Genomic DNA, 17,055 nt, shown 5'->3' on the forward strand with positions numbered 1-17,055 from the left:
TTTGTTGAGGTGCGACAATTTGCTCGGCATTTTGTATGCGCGAATCAGTAGACAAAACACTGGTTTGGACTAGTTTAAAAGTTCTCCTCAAGAAGGAGATTTATTTAAACAAAGGAGTGAACAATAATGAATAAGCCATTAGTTCAACCGAAACACGGGCGTGTCGTATCCCCCTCCAGCCGTGGCGCTGTCGCCGTCGAGCTGGGGCTGCTCGGCACCTGGCAGGTCAATGAGATGGAAGGCGGTAAAAATTTCCCGGCCCTGGTGGGCGGACCTTTTCCGAAGCCATACGAGAGCGACGTCGCCAGCGTTGTGCCACCGGCTGATGGGTATATCCTCAGCGGCGGCAAGACCGACGAGCGTGACTGCCTCAACTTCACCAATGAAGAAATGTCGAAGAAGCTTGGGCGTTCGTTCTCCTGGCCGTTGCTCAACGTCGATCCGGGGCAGGTGTTCCAGGTCAAGTGGGAGTACACCGCTCCTCATGTGACCCGCGGTTACAGCTGGTTCATCACCAAAGATGGCTGGGACCCGAAACAGCGTATCAGTCGTGCGCAACTGGAGCCGCAGGCTTTCTTCAAGGACTTCTATACACAAGTTCCGTATGACCAGCACGGCGATGAAATGAAGGCCAAGGTCGAACATCAGGTGACACTGCCCAAGAACAAGAAAGGCCATCACGTGATTGTGCTAGCGTGGATTGTCGCCAACACTGGCAATGCGTTCTATCAGGCGTTCGACGTCGACTTCAAATAGTCGACTTCGAATAACAGCAGAAGTTGTCATTCTCTTTAAATGGTTCTGAAGGATTAGAACGTGAACAAGATCAACTTTGCAGCGGTAAAGACTCAGGCGAATGATTCGGCATCGTTGATGCCGTCGATCGCAGGCAAGAAGATTCTCATGGGCTTCTGGCACAACTGGCCGGCAGGCCCCAGTGACGGCTACCAGCAGGGGCAGTTCGCCAACCTCGACCTGGTCGATGTACCCAAGGAATACAACGTGGTGGCGGTAGCCTTCATGAAGGGCAACGGCATTCCCACCTTCAAGCCCTACAACCTGTCGGACGAGGAGTTCCGGCGCCAGGTTGGCGTGCTCAACAGCCAGGGGCGGGCGGTGTTGATTTCCCTTGGCGGTGCGGACGCTCATATCGAGTTGCACAAGGGCAACGAGCAAGCGTTGGCCCACGAAATCATCCGTCTGGTGGAAACCTATGGTTTCGACGGGCTGGACATCGACCTCGAGCAGAGTGCCATCGATTTTGCCGACAACAAGATCGTGCTGCCGGCGGCGCTCAAGCTGGTGAAGGATCACTACGCAGGCGAGGGCAAGCATTTCATCATCAGCATGGCGCCGGAGTTTCCCTACCTCGCCACCGGCGGCAAATACGTCGGTTATATCCAGGCGCTGGATGGCTACTACGATTTCATCGCGCCGCAATACTACAACCAGGGCGGCGACGGTCTGTGGGTCCAGGAAGCCAACGGCGGGCAGGGTGCCTGGATTGCCCAGAACAACGACGCGCTGAAGGAAGACTTTCTGTTTTATCTGACCGAGAGCCTGGTCACCGGTACGCGTGGCTATATCGCCATCCCTGCCGACAAGTTCGTGATCGGTCTGCCGGCCAACGTCGACGCGGCAGCGACCGGGTATGTCATCGACCCTGCGGCGGTGAGCAATGCCTTCAAGCGCCTGGATCATGCCGGATTGTCGATCAAGGGCCTGATGACCTGGTCGGTCAATTGGGATGACGGCCTCAACAAGTACGGCGTCCGTTACAACTGGGAGTTCCGTGATCGTTATGCGCCGCTGATCCATGGCGGCAGCGGCGAGGAGCGACCTTCGGCGCCGGGCAACCTGTTTTCCCCCGCACAGACAGAGAACAGCGTGACCTTGAGCTGGAGTGCTGCCCACGGTGTTCGTCCGATCGAGTTCTACACCCTGTTTCGCGATGGCAAGCCGGTGGCCCAGACGGCCTCGCTGACCTTGAAGGACGAGGGGCTGAAAACCGATACGCTGTACAGCTACTTTGTCAGCGCCACGGACGCCCAGGGCAATCAGTCGCTGCCCAGTACCAACCTGAACATCAAGACCGCCGGCGGGGTGCCTGACCCGCAATACCCGGAATGGCAGTTGAATCATCACTATCGCAAAGATGATGGTGTGACTTATCAGGGCAATCTGTATCTGTGCTTGCAAGAGCACACCTCGAATGCCGGCTGGACTCCGGATGTCGCCTTCACCCTTTGGGCCAAGGTGGCGGTTCAGCGTCGTGCGTGAACGCGGCTAGGAGCAGTACAGAGGCGCCCCGATGACGGGCGCTTTTTTATTGAGTGTCGGGCAAGGCAAAGCTGCGGGTTATGGGCTAATACTCACAGGCCGTTTTTTGTCATCCGTCAATGGAGAGTGGAGCGATGCTCATGCACTGGTTTCTCGCGGCCGTACACCTGTTGGCCTTTGCTGTCGCCTTTGCGGCGGTGCTCAATCGCGGTACAGCGTTGCGCCGCGTGGTCACTGAGGGGGCGGACGTGCGCCGGGCTCTGCTGGCCGACAATGGCTGGGGGCTGGCCGCCGCGGTGTTGTTGATCACCGGCTTGCTGCGCGCCTTCGCTGGTTACGAAAAAGGCACGGATTACTACCTGCACCAGCCGCTGTTTCATATCAAGATGACCTTGTTCGTCATCATCCTGTTGCTCGAAATATGGCCAATGGTTGTGCTGATCAAATGGCGAATCGCCCTGGGGCGCGGGGCGTCGATCGATACCGGCCGCGCCACGCTGTTTGCACGCATCAGCCACCTGCAGGCGCTGCTGATTGTGCTGATAGTAGTGGCGGCCAGTGGCATGGCGCGTGGGGTCATGCTCGGCCAGTCATGAGGTGGGGAAAGAGCAACGAATCGCGTGTCCTCGGGCTCGCTGCGAGCTGTTGCGTGTCATCGAGCACCGCGCGTTCTAGCAGAGTTGGCTGAAAGCCTTGCTGATGGTGGCTCGGTTGGTTTTGAACTCGGCCTGCTGCACGGGAATGATGCCGAACTCGTCGCTGACGATAGCCAGCACGCGGTGCAGGTAGTCGACGTTGGCCTCGGAGCGGAAGGTGAATATTCCGCGTTTGACTTCGTAGAGCCCCTCCGTCGAGCAGGCGGCAATGGTCCGTATCGCATTCAGGTCGTTGGTGATCAGAAGGTAAGCGAACTCTTGCATATGACCACTCCTTGTTCGTAAAGCATCTGCCGATGGCAAGGGGGGGCCTCGGCGGGTTCGCGGAGGCGGTAGCTCTTGAAATTACTCCTCCTGCTCATTGCCACGCTACTGAGTATTTATACAAAAACGAAGGAGGGCTTTCTCCCGGCCGAGTCGTATCGACCGATTGCCGGGATGGAGCGCTATCAGTGAAGGGCTTGGGTAGTGCGCTTTTGCCAGGGCTGGCGCTGGCGGCCAGAACTTCGCCGCTGCCATTTGAAGAGGGGTGGGTGTTGCGGGGAATCAATCAACGACGACGCTGCGCCAGCCATTGTGATGAGACAAAGGGCTGGCTGCTCATGACGCTCAAGGTGTTTCGCGTTTGTCCGGGGCGGTGAGGCCGGCTTGGATCCGTTGGTAGATTTCTTCGCGATGGACTGCGACGTCTTTCGGGGCATTGATGCCGATCCGGACTTGCTGGCCGCTAACGCCCAGAATGGTGATCGTGATGTCGTCACCGATATTTATGCTTTCACCGACCTTGCGGGTGAGTATCAGCATGATCTTCTCCTTGATTGCTTAGTAGGGCACCTGATTCAGACAGTGCAGATGTCGGTAGTAGTGCGTATAGATTACTGCGAAGTACCACTGTGTGGGTGCCTCTTTCTGACGCGCAGACGCTGTATTAATTCCCGAGGTGCAACTATACAGAGGCGATAAATATCATTCTCCTTGTTTCGCGCTGATTTTGTGGCGTTTGTATAGGGGATTGGGGTGCTAAAATCGCCGCCTCAGACTTTCAAGGGGTAGGTTGTGCGCACAGTAGCGATGATGATGGCGGTCCTGGCATTGGCGGGATGCGGTGAAGGCAAGCATGTCGAGGAGGACAAGAAGGTGGCGCCGGTTGTCCAGGCACAGCCGCCGCAGGCCGCCACGAAACCGCAATGGGATGTGCTGGTCGCCGGCACCCTGCCTCAGGCGACGAGCGATCTGGCCGGCTGGCTGATCGAACACGGGATCATTTCCTATGTTGTCGTCGAAGATGGCAAGGATCGGGTGCTGATCGGCCCGTTCGATTCCCAGGCCGAAGCCGAAGCCAAGAAAACCGAGCTGGTCGAGAAGCTGACCAAGGCCAAGAAGCGCAATATCGAACCGCAGGTGATCGAGCACCGCGTCGCGCAATAAGCCGTTCTTTTGGGTGCCGGGTCAAGGCCAGTCTTGCCGGCGCTCAATCATCCTTGAGGGGGCCATCCATGCCCCAGACGTTAATCGGCAACCCGGACGGATATCAGCCGCAGGCCTTCAGGTTGACCGGGCCGACGAACTCGTTGCCACGCCCCATCACACAAGCCACGCTCTGATTGCGCTGGCGCTCCCAGGGTTGTACCGGATAGGTCTTGTTCCAGGCTTCGTACAACTGGCGGTCCTGTTTCGACAGGCGCAGGTTGTACTGCTTGCTCATATAGAAATAGGTCCGGGCGATCATGCCGCGAATGGATGGGCGCGGCATGACCTTCTTGGCCTTGAAGTCGACCTGAGTCAGGCACGAACCGTACTGGCCGGACCGCGCCGGCAGCCAGCCGAAGCTGAAGTTGTTACGGTCGCCATTGACCTCGCCGATGCTCGGCACCAGGTTGTGCAGGTCGGCTTCGGCGCGTTGATAAATCGGGTCGTGGCGTGTGCAGTTCTTGCGCCCGCCTTGCTGCCAGCATTGACGCTGATGGCCGATCTGCCAGGCGGGAACGATGTGCTCCCATTCGATGCGCGCGGCGCGATTGGCGTTTTTGCGGGGGACATAGCCGCAGGCGGCGAGGTTGACCCGATTGCCGCTGTACTTGCAGCCACAGTAGAACTCGGTGGATTGCGGGGCGTACAGCTTCCAGGCGATTTTCTTCGCTTCGTTGAAGGTACGGGGCGCATCGGCGTGGGCATTCAGGGCAACGCAAAACAGCAGTACAGCAAAACAGCGGGCAATCATCGACTCAGTCTTCCTTCGGCACGACCCAGAAAATCTGCACACCGCCGTCATCGCGATAGGCGAGGGTGACGTTGTCGTTTTCGGCGATTTCTTCGAGCAGGCGCTCCCACTCGTCGACCGCTTCGTCGGGCTGACGGAAGATCAGGGCGGCCTTGGCTTTTTGTGCGTTGGGCGAGTTGATGATTTTCTGAACGCGCAAACCGAGGCGTTCATAAGAGCTTGGTGGTGCTGCGGCGGGCACGGAACATTCCTTATTAGGCTGTATGCGCGTACAGTATTTTACTGTAGGAAATTTCGCAACCGCTTAAAATTCAAGAGGTTCTTCTGACAGCAATATCCGCGGATTACTGCAAAACGAATGAGTTTTTTATCTGCGGGATAAAGAAGAGGGCAGGCCAACCGGGGCGGAGCACTCGCCCAGGGCGGGCGAGTGCGGGGTAGAGCGGTGCCCGACCAGAGCAGGTCGGGCGGGCCAATCAGTATTCCCAGAACATCCGCTGCAGTTCCTTGCTGTCCTGGGTCTTGGTCAGGGCGACCATGGCCAGGATGCGGGCTTTCTGCGGGTTCAGGTCGTTGGCCACGACCCAGTCGTATTTGTCGTCAGGCTGTTCCGCGTTGCGCAGTACGAAGCCGCCGGCATTGACGTGGGACGAACGAATGATCTGTACGCCATTCTTGCGCAGCTCCTGCAGGGCCGGCACTACGCGGGAAGACACCGAGCCATTGCCGGTACCGGCGTGGATGATGGCTTTGGCGCCGGACTGGGCCAGGGCCTTGTAGGCGGTGTCGCTGACGTTGCCATAGCCATAGGCGATTTCGACGTCAGGCAGGCTCTTGATGGTCTTGATGTCGAATTCCGAATCCAGGGTGTGACGCTTGGCCGGCAGGCGGAACCAGTAGGATTTGCCTTCCACCACCATGCCCAGCGGGCCCCATGGGCTCTTGAAGGCTTCGGTCTTGATATTGATCATTTTGCTGACGTCGCGACCCGACTGGATCTCGTCGTTCATGGTGACCAGCACGCCCTTGCCATGGGCTTCCTTGCTGCCGGCGACGGCGACGGCGTTGTACAGGTTGAGCATGCCGTCGGCGGACATGGCGGTGCCCGGACGCATGGAGCCGACCACTACGATGGGCTTGTCGGTCTTTTCCACCAGGTTCAGGAAGTACGCGGTTTCTTCCAGGGTGTCGGTGCCATGGGTGATGACGATGCCATCGACGTCCTTGCTGTCTGCCAGTTCGGCAACGCGGCGGCCCAGTTGCAGCAGGTTTTCGTTGGTGATGCTTTCAGAGGCGATCTGCATGACCTGTTCGCCACGCACATTGGCGACCTGGCTCAGCTCGGGGATCCCGGCGATCAACTGCTCGATGCCGACTTTGGCGGCCTGGTAGGTGGCGCTGTTGGCGGCACTGGCGCCAGCGCCGGCAATGGTGCCGCCGGTAGCGAGCACGACCACGTTGGCCAGCTTCTGTTGGGTTTCGACTTCCTTGGCCTGCAATGCAGTCGGAAGGAGCAAGAGGAGGGCCAAAGCGCCCGGAACAAGGGTGTTGAAAGCAGATTTCATTATTTTCTCTCTAGTAGTGAGACGGTGCTGGTGCAGGTTCATCTAGATACACCCGAGACAGATCTGAATGCCGCGGGCGAAAGGGAACAGCAGGATCTGTACCAGTCGGACTTTGGTCGCAAAACTCTTTTAACTTAATGATTTATATCAACTTATTTTTATTTGTCGGATTCGGTGGCCGTTTCGTTGTCCGGTTTTCCGAATGCTCGGAAGATTTACGTTCGGTTGTCCGACAGTTCTGGTTAGCCTGAGGAAAAGGCTGAATTAAAGAGAAGGCCCTTGCAGCCGATGCCCTTCAAGGATCGTTTCTTTATGGAGCTCACATGTCTATTTCTGTCGGTTTTCCCGCTGCCGGGGCCATCACCATCAACGGTAAATCACCGGCCACTATCGAGGCTCTGAGCCAGGGTGCCGCCGATAGCGCTGCGCAAGCCCTGGGGATCGATGAAGAGGGCAAGCTGCGAGTGGCATCCGCTTCCGAGGCAGAGAAGGCCGAGAAGGCAGAAACCCAAGGCTCTGAAGGGGACAATCAAAGCCTGGTGGTGAAAATGCTGCTCAAGCGCATGAAAGAACTGCAGGCCCAATTGCAGGAGCAACAGCAGCAGTTGGCCGCTGCCCAGGCGGCGAGCTACCCGACCCCTGAAGCCAAGGCGACGGTCGTGATGGCGATTCAAGGCCAGCTCGCCGATACCAGCGGTGCATTGCAGGAAGTGGTGGGGAAGCTGGTCAAGGAACTGAGCAAGGACGCTTCGTCAGGCGCACTGGTCAGTACCACCGCATGATTGTGTGATGTCGTACGGGGCTCCTGTCCTGGCGTTCCGGGCGGCTCATGGGCTTGGTTTGCCCGTTGACAAATAGCGGCAGGGTTCGCATAGTTCGTTTTACGCAAACGTTTGCGCAGGCCCTGGGCGATAAAAGTCATACACCTCTCAGGTTCGCTTCAAGCCGCGTTAATCGGGTCTGAAGGTCGTCGAGCGTACTCCGGCGCAAGCGTTGCTCACAATAATCATAAGATCGGAGTGAACCCATGAAGCTGCCATTCGCTGGACGTCTTCTCGCTGTCGCTGTTCTGGCTGCCGCATCCGCTACGCTTCCCCTTTCTTCGGCATTCGCCGAGACCCCGGAAAAACCCAAGGTCGCCCTGGTCATGAAATCCCTGGCCAACGAGTTTTTCCTCACCATGGAAGACGGCGCCAAGGCGTATCAAAAAGACCATGCCGCCGATTTCGACCTGGTTTCCAACGGCATCAAGGATGAAACCGACACCGCCAACCAGATCCGTATCGTCGAGCAGATGATCGTTTCCAAGGTCAACGCGCTGGTGATCGCCCCGGCGGACTCCAAGGCCATGGTGCCGGTGATCAAGAAGGCGGTGGACGCCGGTATCACCGTGATCAACATCGACAACCAGCTGGATCCGGCCGTACTCAAAAGCAAAAACATCAGCGTGCCTTTTGTCGGCCCCGACAACCGCAAGGGCGCGCGTCTGGTGGGCGAGTACCTGGCCAAGGATCTGAAGGCCGGGGACGAAGTCGGCATCATCGAAGGCGTGTCGACCACCACCAACGCCCAGCAGCGCACCGCAGGCTTCAAGGATGCGATGGAGGCCGCGCAGATCAAGGTGGTCTCGCTGCAATCCGGTGACTGGGAAATCGATGCCGGCAACCGCGTCGCCGCCGCCATGCTCAGCGAATACCCGAACCTCAAGGCGCTGCTGGCCGGCAACGACAGCATGGCCGTCGGTGCCGTCTCGGCGGTGCGCGCGGCCGGCAAGGCCGGCAAGGTCAAGGTGGTCGGCTACGACAACATCAATGCCATCAAGCCGATGCTCAAGGACGGTCGCGTGCTGGCGACCGCCGACCAGTTCGCCGCCAAGCAGGCGGTCTTCGGTATCGAGACGGCGCTGAAGATCCTCAAGGGCGAGAAGGTGGACGGTGGCGCCAATGGCGTGATCGAAACTCCGGTTGAGCTGGTCACCCAGTAATCTTTCTGGCGGCGCAACGGCGCCCGCCTGAACAGGCGGGCGCATGGAGAGTTTCTTATGTCAGTTTCCGCTGTGAACGCTGTCCTTTCGGTCAGCGGTATCGGCAAGACCTATGCGCAACCGGTATTGACCGGCATCGACCTGACGCTGATGCGTGGGGAAGTGCTGGCGCTGACCGGGGAAAACGGCGCGGGCAAAAGCACCCTGTCGAAAATCATTGGCGGCCTGGTGACCCCGACCACCGGCGAGATGCGCTTCAACGGTCAGGCTTACCGTCCCGGCAGTCGCACCCAGGCCGAAGAGCTGGGCATCCGCATGGTCATGCAGGAACTCAACCTGTTGCCGACTCTATCGGTGGCCGAGAACCTGTTCCTCGATAACCTGCCCAGCCGCGGTGGCTGGATCAGCCGCAAACAGTTGCGCAAGGCGGCGATCGAGGCCATGGCCCAGGTCGGCCTGGAGGCGATCGACCCCGATACCCTGGTCGGCGAACTGGGGATTGGCCACCAGCAGATGGTGGAGATCGCGCGCAACCTGATCGGCGACTGCCATGTGCTGATCCTCGACGAGCCGACCGCGATGCTCACGGCCCGCGAAGTCGAGTTGCTCTTCGAGCAGATCACCCGTCTACAGGCCCGTGGTGTGGCCATCATCTATATCTCCCATCGCCTGGAAGAACTGGCCCGGGTCGCGCAGCGCATTGCGGTGCTGCGGGACGGTTGCCTGGTCTGTGTCGAGCCGATGGCCAATTACAACAGTGAGCAATTGGTCAACCTGATGGTGGGGCGCGAGCTGGGCGAACACATCGATCTCGGCCCGCGCAAGATTGGCGCGCCGGCCCTGACGGTCAGTGGCCTGAGCCGTTCGGACAAGGTTCTGGACGTGTCTTTCGAGGTGCGCAGCGGTGAGATCTTCGGTATTTCCGGGTTGATCGGGGCGGGGCGCACCGAACTGCTGCGACTGATCTTCGGCGCCGACAAGGCTGACAGCGGTACGGTGGCCCTGGGTTATCCGGCGCAGGTGGCGAATATCCGTTCGCCGGTCGATGCAGTGGCCCACGGCATCGCCCTGATCACCGAGGACCGCAAGGGTGAAGGCCTGCTGCTGACGCAATCCATCAGCGCCAATATCGCCCTGGGCAACATGCCGGAGATCTCTAGTGGCGGCCTGGTCAATGGTCGTGACGAATCGGCATTGGCGCAGCGGCAGATCGATGCCATGCGCATTCGCAGTTCGGGGCCCGCGCAGCTGGTATCCGAACTGTCCGGGGGCAATCAGCAGAAGGTAGTCATCGGCCGCTGGCTGGAGCGCGATTGCGCGGTGCTGCTGTTCGACGAGCCGACCCGGGGCATCGATGTCGGCGCCAAATTCGATATTTATGGCCTGCTTGGCGAACTGACCCGCCAGGGCAAGGCGCTGGTGGTGGTCTCCAGCGATCTGCGGGAGCTGATGCTGATCTGCGACCGGATTGGCGTGCTGTCCGCCGGGCGCCTGATCGATACCTTCGAGCGCGACAGCTGGACCCAGGATGAACTGCTTGCCGCCGCTTTCGCCGGCTATCAAAAACGTGATGCGTTGCTCAACGAAGCGGCGCCTAGGGACCTCCCATGAAAACTGCATCTTCGGCCGGCAAACGTGGCGGCAACTATTACGGCCTGGGTACCTACCTGGGGCTGGCCGGTGCCTTGCTGGCAATGATTGCGCTGTTCTCGACACTGAGCAGCCACTTTCTTTCCTACGACACCTTCAGCACCCTGGCCAACCAGATCCCGGACCTGATGGTGCTGGCGGTGGGCATGACCTTTGTCCTGATCATCGGCGGCATCGATTTGTCCGTCGGCTCGGTGCTGGCCCTGGCGGCCTCCACCGTCAGCGTGGCGATTCTCGGCTGGGGCTGGAGCGTGATTCCGGCGGCATTGCTGGGCATGGGCTGCGCGGCATTGGCCGGAACCATCACCGGCTCGATCACTGTCGCCTGGCGCATTCCTTCGTTCATCGTCTCCCTCGGCGTGCTGGAAATGGCACGTGGCGTGGCTTACCAGATGACCGGATCGCGCACGGCCTATATCGGTGATGCCTTCGCCTGGTTGTCGAACCCGATCGCCTTTGGCATCTCGCCATCGTTCATCATCGCCTTGCTGATCATCTTCATCGCCCAGGCGGTGCTGACGCGCACGGTGTTCGGCCGCTACCTGATCGGCATCGGCACCAACGAAGAAGCGGTGCGCCTGGCGGGCATCAATCCCAAGCCCTACAAGATCCTGGTGTTCAGCCTGATGGGGCTGCTGGCGGGCATCGCCGCGCTGTTCCAGATTTCCCGCCTGGAGGCGGCGGACCCGAATGCCGGCTCCGGCCTGGAGCTGCAAGTGATCGCGGCGGTGGTGATCGGCGGTACCAGCCTGATGGGCGGACGCGGGTCGGTGATCAGCACCTTTTTCGGGGTGTTGATTATCTCGGTGCTGGCCGCGGGGCTGGCGCAGATCGGCGCGACCGAGCCGACCAAACGCATCATCACCGGCGCGGTCATCGTGATTGCGGTGGTGCTGGATACTTATCGCAGCCAGCGCGCAAGCCGGCGGAGCTGAGTCATGGCAACGATCAAAGATGTGGCGGCGCTCGCAGGGATTTCCTACACCACGGTTTCCCACGTGCTGAACAAGACGCGTCCGGTCAGCGAGGAAGTGCGGATCAAGGTCGAGGCGGCGATCCAGCAGCTCGACTACGTACCCAGCGCCGTGGCGCGCTCGCTGAAGGCCAAGACCACGGCGACCATCGGCCTGTTGGTGCCCAACAGCCTCAACCCGTATTTCGCCGAGCTGGCCCGGGGGATCGAGGATTATTGCGAGCGCAACGGCTACTGCGTGATTCTCTGCAACTCCGACGACGACCCGGAAAAACAGCGCAGCTACCTGCGGGTGCTGTTGGAAAAACGCATCGACGGCCTGATTGTGACCTCGGCCGGTGGCGACGGCGGGCTGGCCAAGGGCCTGGCCGCCGTGCGCACGCCGATGGTGATCGTCGACCGCGGGCTGGAAGGGGTGGATGCGGACCTGGTGCGTATCGACCACGAATACGGCGCGTACCTGGCGACCCGTCATCTGCTCGAGTTGGGCCATCGCGATATCGCCTGCATCGGCGGCCCGGACTACACCAGCGTGGCGCAGCTACGTCTGGCGGGGTTCCAGCGGGCGTTGCGCGAAGCCGGCGTGGAGGTGCCTGCGCAGCGCATCCTGCAGAGCGACTTCACCAGCACCGGCGGTTATCACGCGGCGGCCCAGTTGCTGGAGCGCAACCCGCCCAGCGCGATTTTTGCCAGCAACGACATGATGGGCATCGGTGTGTTGCGCGCGGCGGCGGAGCGCAATATCCGGGTGCCGAGCGAACTATCGGTGATCGGCTTCGACGACATCCAGATGAGCCGTTATGTGTATCCGGCGCTGACTACAGTTGGCCAGTCGATCCTGCAGCTGGGCGAGCAGGCGGCGGAGCTGTTGTTGCGCCGCATTGCCACCCCAGGATTGCCGACCGACCAGCGTATCGTCACCCCAAGCATTGTCCTGCGCGAGTCGACGGCGCCCGTGGCCGGCGCATTCGCCGAGTACCGTTGAATCGAATTGTGAGTATCGATGTATGCCAGCAAAAGTAGTGGTAGTAGGCAGCCTCAATATGGACCTGGTCACCCGGGCCGAGCGGTTGCCGCGTGCCGGTGAAACCCTGATCGGCCAGTCGTTCGCCACGGTTTCCGGTGGCAAGGGGGCGAATCAGGCGGTAGCGGCAGCCCGCCTGGGCGCCCAGGTGTCGATGATCGGTTGCGTCGGTGATGATGCCTACGGCGAGCAATTGCGCTCGGCGTTGCTTGCCGAACGGATCGATTGCCAGGCCGTCACCGCTGTCTCGGGCTCCAGTGGGGTTGCGTTGATCGTGGTGGACGACAGCAGCCAGAACGCAATCGTGATCGTGGCCGGTGGCAACGGTCAGCTCACGCCAGAAGTGGTCAGCGGCTTCGACAAGGTGCTGCGGGCTGCCGACGTAATCATCTGCCAGCTCGAAGTGCCGCTGCCCACGGTGGGGCATAGCCTCAAGCGCGGCCGTGAACTGGGCAAGACAGTGATCCTCAATCCCGCGCCGGCCAGTGGCCCTCTGCCGGCGGATTGGTACGCGTTCATCGACTATCTGATTCCCAACGAAAGCGAGGCCGCGGCCCTCAGCGGCTTGCCAGTGGATTCCCTGGCGAGCGCCGAAGCCGCGGCCGCCCGCTTGATCGCCGCCGGGGCCGGTAAGGTCATCATCACGCTCGGCGCCCAGGGCTCGCTGTTCGCCAATGGCACGAGCTTCGAGCATTTTCCGGCGCCCAAGGTCAAGGCGGTCGACACCACGGCCGCCGGCGATACCTTCGTCGGTGGTTTTGCCGCCGCCCTGGCCGCCGGCAAGAGCGAGGCCGAGGCGATTCGTTTCGGTCAGGTCGCGGCAGCGCTGTCGGTGACCCGCCCAGGTGCGCAACCTTCCATTCCCACGTTGTCCGACGTACAGGCGTTCTCTCCCGCATGAAAAAAACACCCTTGCTCAATGTCGCCCTGTCGCGACTGATTGCCTCCCTGGGGCACGGCGATATCGTGGTCATCGGCGATGCCGGCCTGCCGGTGCCGCCGGGCGTCGAATTGATCGACCTGGCCTTGACCCAGGGTATTCCGGATTTTCTCAGCACCTTGCAGGTGGTGCTGTGCGAGATGCAGGTGGAAGGCCATGTGCTGGCGCAGGAGATCCTGGATCGACAATCCCCGACCCTGCAAGCGCTCGAGGCGTTGAGCGCCGAGGGGGCGCTGGGCGCGCGCAGGCTGTTGAGCCACGATGAGTTCAAGGTGCTCAGCCGCCAGGCGCGGGCGATCGTTCGCACGGGGGAGTGTCAGCCTTATTGCAACATCGCTTTGATTGCCGGGGTGACGTTCTGAGCGTTGCCTCTCTCTGTTCAACCACGCAAAGGAGTGCGCCATGCACCGCTATGCTCAGCTACTGAAACACCTGATCCGGAGTGTTCTGCTCGTGTCCCTGTTCACTGCTACCAGCGCCCATGCGGCAGAAAAAATCGATCTGATCATCGATACCGATCCGGGTGCCGATGATGTGGTTGCGTTGCTGTTCGCCCTGGCGTCGCCGGAAGAGCTGCAAATCCGCGCGCTGACCACGGTGGCCGGCAACGTGCGCCTGGACAAGACCTCGCGCAATGCGCGCCTGGCCCGTGAGTGGGCGGGGCGCGAAGAGGTGCCGGTGTACGCCGGCGCGCCTAAGCCGCTGCTGCGCACGCCGATCTATGCCGAGAATATTCACGGCAAGGAAGGCATTTCCGGGGTCACGGTGCATGAGCCGAAAAAGGGCCTGGCCGAGGGCAGTGCGATCAATTACCTGATCGACACCCTGCGCGCCGCCAAGCCCCACAGCATCACCATCGCCATGCTGGGGCCGCAGACCAACCTGGCGCTGGCGCTGATCCAGGCACCGGATATTACTCAAGGCATCAAGGAAGTGGTGGTCATGGGCGGGGCGCATTTCAACGGCGGCAATATCACCCCGGTGGCGGAGTTCAATCTGTTCGCCGACCCGCAGGCCGCCGAGGTGGTGCTCAAGAGCGGCGTGAAGCTGACTTACCTGCCGCTGGACGTTACTCACAAGGTGCTGACCAGCGATGCGCGCCTGCAGAAGATCGCGGCCTTGAACAACAATGCCAGCAAGGTGGTGGGCGATATCCTCAACGAATACGTCAAGGGTGACATGGAACACTACGGCATCCCGGGTGGCCCGGTGCATGACGCGACCGTCGTTGCCTACCTGCTCAAGCCCGAACTGTTCAGCGGGCGCCAGGCCAACATGGTGATCGACAGCCGTGAGGGCCCAACCTTCGGCCAGACCATCGTCGATTGGTACGACGGCCTGAAGCAGGAGAAGAACGTGTTCTGGGTGGAGAATGGCGATGCCCAGGGTTTCTTCGATCTGCTGACCGAGCGTCTGGCTCGCCTGAAGTAAGTGCTATTCCCGGCAGGTGCCAGCCTGTCGGGCGTTACGCCTTCCCTGTATTCGGCGTGCCCGAGTGCTCGCCGGGATACTTCTCGAATATCTGCTCGATGAATGTCTGGGCCGCTTCGGTGCCCAGCTCCCTGATCAGCAAGTCGATGCCGATGATCGCCAGCTCTTCGGGGCTGCCGGGGCTGTAGGAACAATGGCCTTCAGGCCATTTGGCTTTGATGTCGGCGTCGATCGTCACGGTGGCCATGGAAGTCTCGCGAGCTCGGAAAGGATAGGGCCGGACAGGCGCTTGTCGAGGGCTTCCGGTCTTGTAGAGTTAAACACCTTGGCGGGCTTTTCGCACTCCGACTTAGGCATGAGGGGAGGGCTGTGCGACACTTGGTCATTGTCTGTTTTCAAAGGGTGCCAGTGTGCAGATCGATTTGAACAATCCTGATGCCTTGACCTTCGAGGCGGTGCGCCAGTTGCTGGCGTCGGCCAGTGACGATGTGCATACCCAACTGCGAGTGACCAAGGCGGGCATTGCCTATATCTCGTCGGGCGTGGTCGGTGGCGCGGACATCGACGGCCTGCTGTTCAGGCTGGAGACCTGGGCCGCCGGTTCCGGTTATGTCGGGCGGGTAGCGGCCAGCGATGAGGTCTGGGTGACGCAGATTTTTAACGCGTTGAAACAGAACTGGCCGAAGCCACCATTCGATTACATCGATATTTACTGAGGCTGTTCATATCCGGTCACGATTGCTGCATGAAAACGTGGCCGTACCTGATGCAGACTTGCCCGCTGCCTGGCCAAGAGGCCATTGGCCAGTCCGTTTGTGAAACCAATAGTCAGAGCGGTTGTCGCACTATCTCTGCTTATTTTTGAAAAGGAGGCTTCATGCCTTGGAAGCTCGCGTCATTCGGTACCTTGTTGGTTGCAGTCGTTTTGACGGGGTGCAGCACTTCTTCGCCGGATAAGGATCCGGTAGCGACCGAGAGCGGCCATAGCCGCTGTGAGGCTAAGGCGGCCGAATTCGCCATCGGCAAAAAAGCTTCGCCTGAGCTGCTGGAACAGGCGCGTACTCGCGCAGGTGCGCAGAACGCCCGTATTCTCAAGCCGAATGACATGATCACCCTGGAATACCGCTCCGATCGGCTGAACCTAAACACCGATACCAATCTGGTGGTCACCCGGGTCAACTGCGGCTGATCGCGTCAGCGCTTTTGCACCTTGCATAAAAAACCCCGTCACATGGACGGGGTTTTTTTAGCTCGCTGAGAAATTACTCAGGACGAACTTGTGCAGCTTGCATACCCTTTTGGCCTTTCTCAGCCACGAAGGAAACGGTCTGGCCTTCTTTCAGGCTTTTGAAACCGTCGCTTTCAATAGCTTTGAAGTGTACGAACAGGTCGTCACCGCCACCTTGAGGAGTGATGAAGCCGAAGCCTTTTTCATCGTTGAACCATTTTACGGTGCCGGTTTGGCGATTAGACATGGTGTATCTCCAAGAAACATATATTTTCAGTAGTACTGTGCTGCTCAGGCCAACTGGGCACACCGGGCTATCATAGTCGAAATGTTCGACTTGGGAGCCCCCCGGACGTGCCGATTCCCAGGTGCTTGAGTCCGTTTTGTTGCTCCGATCGGCTGAAGGCCCCGGTTTAAGGGGCTTTCGCTGAAAATATTCGGTGATAAAAAAAGCCGTAAAAGCTGCGTAAATTGTGAAAAAAGGCCGGTTTTCAGATCGCATCGAACCTGATTCAAGGCCCTCTCTCGCGCTTTAAAGGCTTATTTCACCACCCGGCAAGCGGCAATAGCGTCTAGGGCCTTGGTTCTCAGCGCCGGATCCGGTTGAGTCTGCTTGCTCATGAGCTGTTTGATTTCATCGGTAGTGAATTTCTCATTGAGCTTGTCCGCACCACAGGCGCAGTGCTTTTCCGCACTTTTCACATCAACGCTCTGGCTGGCGGCAGCCGTGCAATCCTTCATGTATTCGGCACGTACCCCGGCTGGCCAGGCGGCTTGCGCGCTCAGTGGCAGCAGCAGGGCGAAAGGGGCGGCAAGGGCGAATAGTTGGGTGAGGCGCATGAGTCGAGCTCTCCTGGGATTGGTACAAGAATGGCGATTCTCGGTGTATTTGAGACCTTGCGTACACACCAAGTTCACTTTCTCGAAAGAAAGCGCGGATACGCTGGTCCCGGTGGGAAGTACGGCGCGATGACCGTTCATCTGTGCTAGCATGCCCGGCTTGGGTGTTTTCAGGCTCTGGGCGAGTTTCAATCCCACCGCGGTCTATGCCTCTATTTTTCTGATTTGAACTCCAGTCACTCTGGTTCGTTTTACCGGTTGGC

22 protein-coding genes are annotated in these 17,055 nt (G+C 59.8%); 14 read left to right on the top strand and 8 right to left on the bottom strand.

Going from position 1 to position 17,055, the window contains the following annotated elements; all coding sequences use genetic code 11:
- Positions 1–126: 126 nt before the first annotated feature.
- From BM019_RS10825 to BM019_RS10835, 3 genes are all read left to right on the top strand, one after another.
- Complete coding sequence (locus BM019_RS10825; protein WP_062823045.1) at positions 127–756, top strand: lytic polysaccharide monooxygenase auxiliary activity family 9 protein; 630 nt, start codon at positions 127–129, stop codon at positions 754–756.
- A 60-nt stretch (positions 757–816) separates the two neighbouring features.
- On the top strand, positions 817–2,280 hold the full coding sequence (locus BM019_RS10830) for a carbohydrate-binding protein (RefSeq protein ID WP_062823044.1): 1,464 nt from the start codon (positions 817–819) through the stop codon (positions 2,278–2,280).
- A gap of 134 nt (positions 2,281–2,414) precedes the next feature.
- The gene (locus tag BM019_RS10835) at positions 2,415–2,876 is read left to right on the top strand and encodes a DUF2214 family protein (protein ID WP_009043048.1); all 462 of its coding nucleotides are present in this window, start codon (positions 2,415–2,417) and stop codon (positions 2,874–2,876) included.
- Between the two features lie 75 nt (positions 2,877–2,951).
- Here BM019_RS10835 and BM019_RS10840 read toward each other — a convergent pair whose 3' ends face one another.
- Together BM019_RS10840 and csrA are read right to left on the bottom strand one after the other, a co-directional pair.
- Complete coding sequence (locus BM019_RS10840) at positions 2,952–3,200, bottom strand: hypothetical protein (protein ID WP_062823043.1); 249 nt, start codon at positions 3,198–3,200, stop codon at positions 2,952–2,954.
- 345 nt (positions 3,201–3,545) lie between these two features.
- A complete protein-coding gene (gene csrA / locus BM019_RS10845; protein WP_007920550.1) occupies positions 3,546–3,740 on the bottom strand; it encodes a carbon storage regulator CsrA in 195 nt (64 codons plus the stop codon).
- A gap of 267 nt (positions 3,741–4,007) precedes the next feature.
- Between csrA and BM019_RS10850 the strand changes: the two genes are divergently transcribed.
- On the top strand, positions 4,008–4,364 hold the full coding sequence (locus tag BM019_RS10850; RefSeq protein ID WP_009043049.1) for an SPOR domain-containing protein: 357 nt from the start codon (positions 4,008–4,010) through the stop codon (positions 4,362–4,364).
- 103 nt (positions 4,365–4,467) lie between these two features.
- Here BM019_RS10850 and BM019_RS10855 read toward each other — a convergent pair whose 3' ends face one another.
- From BM019_RS10855 to BM019_RS10865, 3 genes are all read right to left on the bottom strand, one after another.
- On the bottom strand, positions 4,468–5,157 hold the full coding sequence (locus BM019_RS10855) for an endonuclease (protein ID WP_007920548.1): 690 nt from the start codon (positions 5,155–5,157) through the stop codon (positions 4,468–4,470).
- Positions 5,158–5,161: 4 nt separating this feature from the next.
- Positions 5,162–5,398, bottom strand: a complete 237-nt coding sequence (locus BM019_RS10860; protein ID WP_007920547.1) for a DUF1654 domain-containing protein — start codon at positions 5,396–5,398, stop codon at positions 5,162–5,164.
- Positions 5,399–5,633: 235 nt separating this feature from the next.
- Positions 5,634–6,722 (bottom strand): asparaginase, encoded by a 1,089-nt coding sequence (locus BM019_RS10865; protein ID WP_062823040.1) that lies wholly within the window; start codon positions 6,720–6,722, stop codon positions 5,634–5,636.
- A gap of 323 nt (positions 6,723–7,045) precedes the next feature.
- On the opposite strand from BM019_RS10865, the gene BM019_RS10870 reads away from it, so the two are divergent.
- The 8 genes from BM019_RS10870 to BM019_RS10905 all read left to right on the top strand — a co-directional run bounded on the left by BM019_RS10870 (position 7,046) and on the right by BM019_RS10905 (position 14,724).
- The gene (locus BM019_RS10870; RefSeq protein ID WP_009043051.1) at positions 7,046–7,504 is read left to right on the top strand and encodes a hypothetical protein; all 459 of its coding nucleotides are present in this window, start codon (positions 7,046–7,048) and stop codon (positions 7,502–7,504) included.
- Positions 7,505–7,749: 245 nt separating this feature from the next.
- Positions 7,750–8,706 carry a sugar ABC transporter substrate-binding protein gene (locus BM019_RS10875; protein ID WP_009043052.1) on the top strand — a complete coding sequence of 319 codons (957 nt, stop codon included), beginning with the start codon at positions 7,750–7,752 and terminating at the stop codon, positions 8,704–8,706.
- Positions 8,707–8,763: 57 nt separating this feature from the next.
- The gene (locus BM019_RS10880) at positions 8,764–10,317 is read left to right on the top strand and encodes a sugar ABC transporter ATP-binding protein (protein WP_053260355.1); all 1,554 of its coding nucleotides are present in this window, start codon (positions 8,764–8,766) and stop codon (positions 10,315–10,317) included.
- Positions 10,314–11,291 (top strand): ABC transporter permease, encoded by a 978-nt coding sequence (locus BM019_RS10885; RefSeq protein WP_007920531.1) that lies wholly within the window; start codon positions 10,314–10,316, stop codon positions 11,289–11,291. The genes BM019_RS10880 and BM019_RS10885 overlap by 4 nt, the downstream gene beginning before the upstream one ends.
- Before the next feature lie 3 nt (positions 11,292–11,294).
- Positions 11,295–12,314 carry a LacI family DNA-binding transcriptional regulator gene (locus tag BM019_RS10890; protein WP_009043054.1) on the top strand — a complete coding sequence of 340 codons (1,020 nt, stop codon included), beginning with the start codon at positions 11,295–11,297 and terminating at the stop codon, positions 12,312–12,314.
- 22 nt (positions 12,315–12,336) lie between these two features.
- Positions 12,337–13,254: a ribokinase gene (gene rbsK, locus BM019_RS10895; protein ID WP_092418227.1), complete on the top strand. Its 918-nt coding sequence runs from the start codon at positions 12,337–12,339 to the stop codon at positions 13,252–13,254.
- Positions 13,251–13,655 (top strand): D-ribose pyranase, encoded by a 405-nt coding sequence (rbsD, locus tag BM019_RS10900; RefSeq protein WP_092418228.1) that lies wholly within the window; start codon positions 13,251–13,253, stop codon positions 13,653–13,655. Before rbsK ends, rbsD begins: the two co-directional genes overlap by 4 nt.
- Before the next feature lie 40 nt (positions 13,656–13,695).
- On the top strand, positions 13,696–14,724 hold the full coding sequence (locus BM019_RS10905) for a nucleoside hydrolase (RefSeq protein WP_007920524.1): 1,029 nt from the start codon (positions 13,696–13,698) through the stop codon (positions 14,722–14,724).
- A 34-nt stretch (positions 14,725–14,758) separates the two neighbouring features.
- Here the strand turns inward: BM019_RS10905 and BM019_RS10910 are convergent, their stop codons facing one another.
- The gene (locus BM019_RS10910) at positions 14,759–14,971 is read right to left on the bottom strand and encodes a hypothetical protein (RefSeq protein ID WP_092418229.1); all 213 of its coding nucleotides are present in this window, start codon (positions 14,969–14,971) and stop codon (positions 14,759–14,761) included.
- A 163-nt stretch (positions 14,972–15,134) separates the two neighbouring features.
- Between BM019_RS10910 and BM019_RS10915 the strand changes: the two genes are divergently transcribed.
- Together BM019_RS10915 and BM019_RS10920 are read left to right on the top strand one after the other, a co-directional pair.
- On the top strand, positions 15,135–15,440 hold the full coding sequence (locus BM019_RS10915; RefSeq protein ID WP_007920522.1) for a hypothetical protein: 306 nt from the start codon (positions 15,135–15,137) through the stop codon (positions 15,438–15,440).
- 161 nt (positions 15,441–15,601) lie between these two features.
- Positions 15,602–15,913 (top strand): I78 family peptidase inhibitor, encoded by a 312-nt coding sequence (locus BM019_RS10920; protein WP_092418230.1) that lies wholly within the window; start codon positions 15,602–15,604, stop codon positions 15,911–15,913.
- 73 nt (positions 15,914–15,986) lie between these two features.
- Here BM019_RS10920 and BM019_RS10925 read toward each other — a convergent pair whose 3' ends face one another.
- Positions 15,987–16,199 (bottom strand): cold-shock protein, encoded by a 213-nt coding sequence (locus tag BM019_RS10925; RefSeq protein WP_003179963.1) that lies wholly within the window; start codon positions 16,197–16,199, stop codon positions 15,987–15,989.
- Positions 16,200–16,492: 293 nt separating this feature from the next.
- Entirely contained in the window at positions 16,493–16,792 is a 300-nt protein-coding gene (locus tag BM019_RS10930) for a hypothetical protein (RefSeq protein ID WP_009043058.1), read from the bottom strand.
- Positions 16,793–17,055: the final 263 nt, after the last annotated feature.

Source organism: Pseudomonas sp. NFPP07 (assembly GCF_900115645.1).
In the GTDB taxonomy this organism is placed as follows: Bacteria; Pseudomonadota; Gammaproteobacteria; order Pseudomonadales; family Pseudomonadaceae; genus Aquipseudomonas; species Aquipseudomonas chlororaphis.

Coding starts and splice junctions, on each gene's coding strand:
- rbsK (WP_092418227.1), top strand. CDS start 12,337: ATGCCAGCAAAAGTAGTGGTAGTAGGCAGCCTCAATATGGACCTGGTC.
- BM019_RS10875 (WP_009043052.1), top strand. CDS start 7,750: ATGAAGCTGCCATTCGCTGGACGTCTTCTCGCTGTCGCTGTTCTGGCT.
- BM019_RS10885 (WP_007920531.1), top strand. CDS start 10,314: ATGAAAACTGCATCTTCGGCCGGCAAACGTGGCGGCAACTATTACGGC.
- BM019_RS10855 (WP_007920548.1), bottom strand. CDS start 5,157: ATGATTGCCCGCTGTTTTGCTGTACTGCTGTTTTGCGTTGCCCTGAAT.
- BM019_RS10890 (WP_009043054.1), top strand. CDS start 11,295: ATGGCAACGATCAAAGATGTGGCGGCGCTCGCAGGGATTTCCTACACC.
- BM019_RS10910 (WP_092418229.1), bottom strand. CDS start 14,971: ATGGCCACCGTGACGATCGACGCCGACATCAAAGCCAAATGGCCTGAA.
- csrA (WP_007920550.1), bottom strand. CDS start 3,740: ATGCTGATACTCACCCGCAAGGTCGGTGAAAGCATAAATATCGGTGAC.
- BM019_RS10905 (WP_007920524.1), top strand. CDS start 13,696: ATGCACCGCTATGCTCAGCTACTGAAACACCTGATCCGGAGTGTTCTG.
- BM019_RS10925 (WP_003179963.1), bottom strand. CDS start 16,199: ATGTCTAATCGCCAAACCGGCACCGTAAAATGGTTCAACGATGAAAAA.
- BM019_RS10880 (WP_053260355.1), top strand. CDS start 8,764: ATGTCAGTTTCCGCTGTGAACGCTGTCCTTTCGGTCAGCGGTATCGGC.
- BM019_RS10870 (WP_009043051.1), top strand. CDS start 7,046: ATGTCTATTTCTGTCGGTTTTCCCGCTGCCGGGGCCATCACCATCAAC.
- BM019_RS10930 (WP_009043058.1), bottom strand. CDS start 16,792: ATGCGCCTCACCCAACTATTCGCCCTTGCCGCCCCTTTCGCCCTGCTG.
- BM019_RS10840 (WP_062823043.1), bottom strand. CDS start 3,200: ATGCAAGAGTTCGCTTACCTTCTGATCACCAACGACCTGAATGCGATA.
- BM019_RS10850 (WP_009043049.1), top strand. CDS start 4,008: ATGATGATGGCGGTCCTGGCATTGGCGGGATGCGGTGAAGGCAAGCAT.
- BM019_RS10825 (WP_062823045.1), top strand. CDS start 127: ATGAATAAGCCATTAGTTCAACCGAAACACGGGCGTGTCGTATCCCCC.
- rbsD (WP_092418228.1), top strand. CDS start 13,251: ATGAAAAAAACACCCTTGCTCAATGTCGCCCTGTCGCGACTGATTGCC.
- BM019_RS10865 (WP_062823040.1), bottom strand. CDS start 6,722: ATGAAATCTGCTTTCAACACCCTTGTTCCGGGCGCTTTGGCCCTCCTC.
- BM019_RS10835 (WP_009043048.1), top strand. CDS start 2,415: ATGCTCATGCACTGGTTTCTCGCGGCCGTACACCTGTTGGCCTTTGCT.
- BM019_RS10920 (WP_092418230.1), top strand. CDS start 15,602: ATGCCTTGGAAGCTCGCGTCATTCGGTACCTTGTTGGTTGCAGTCGTT.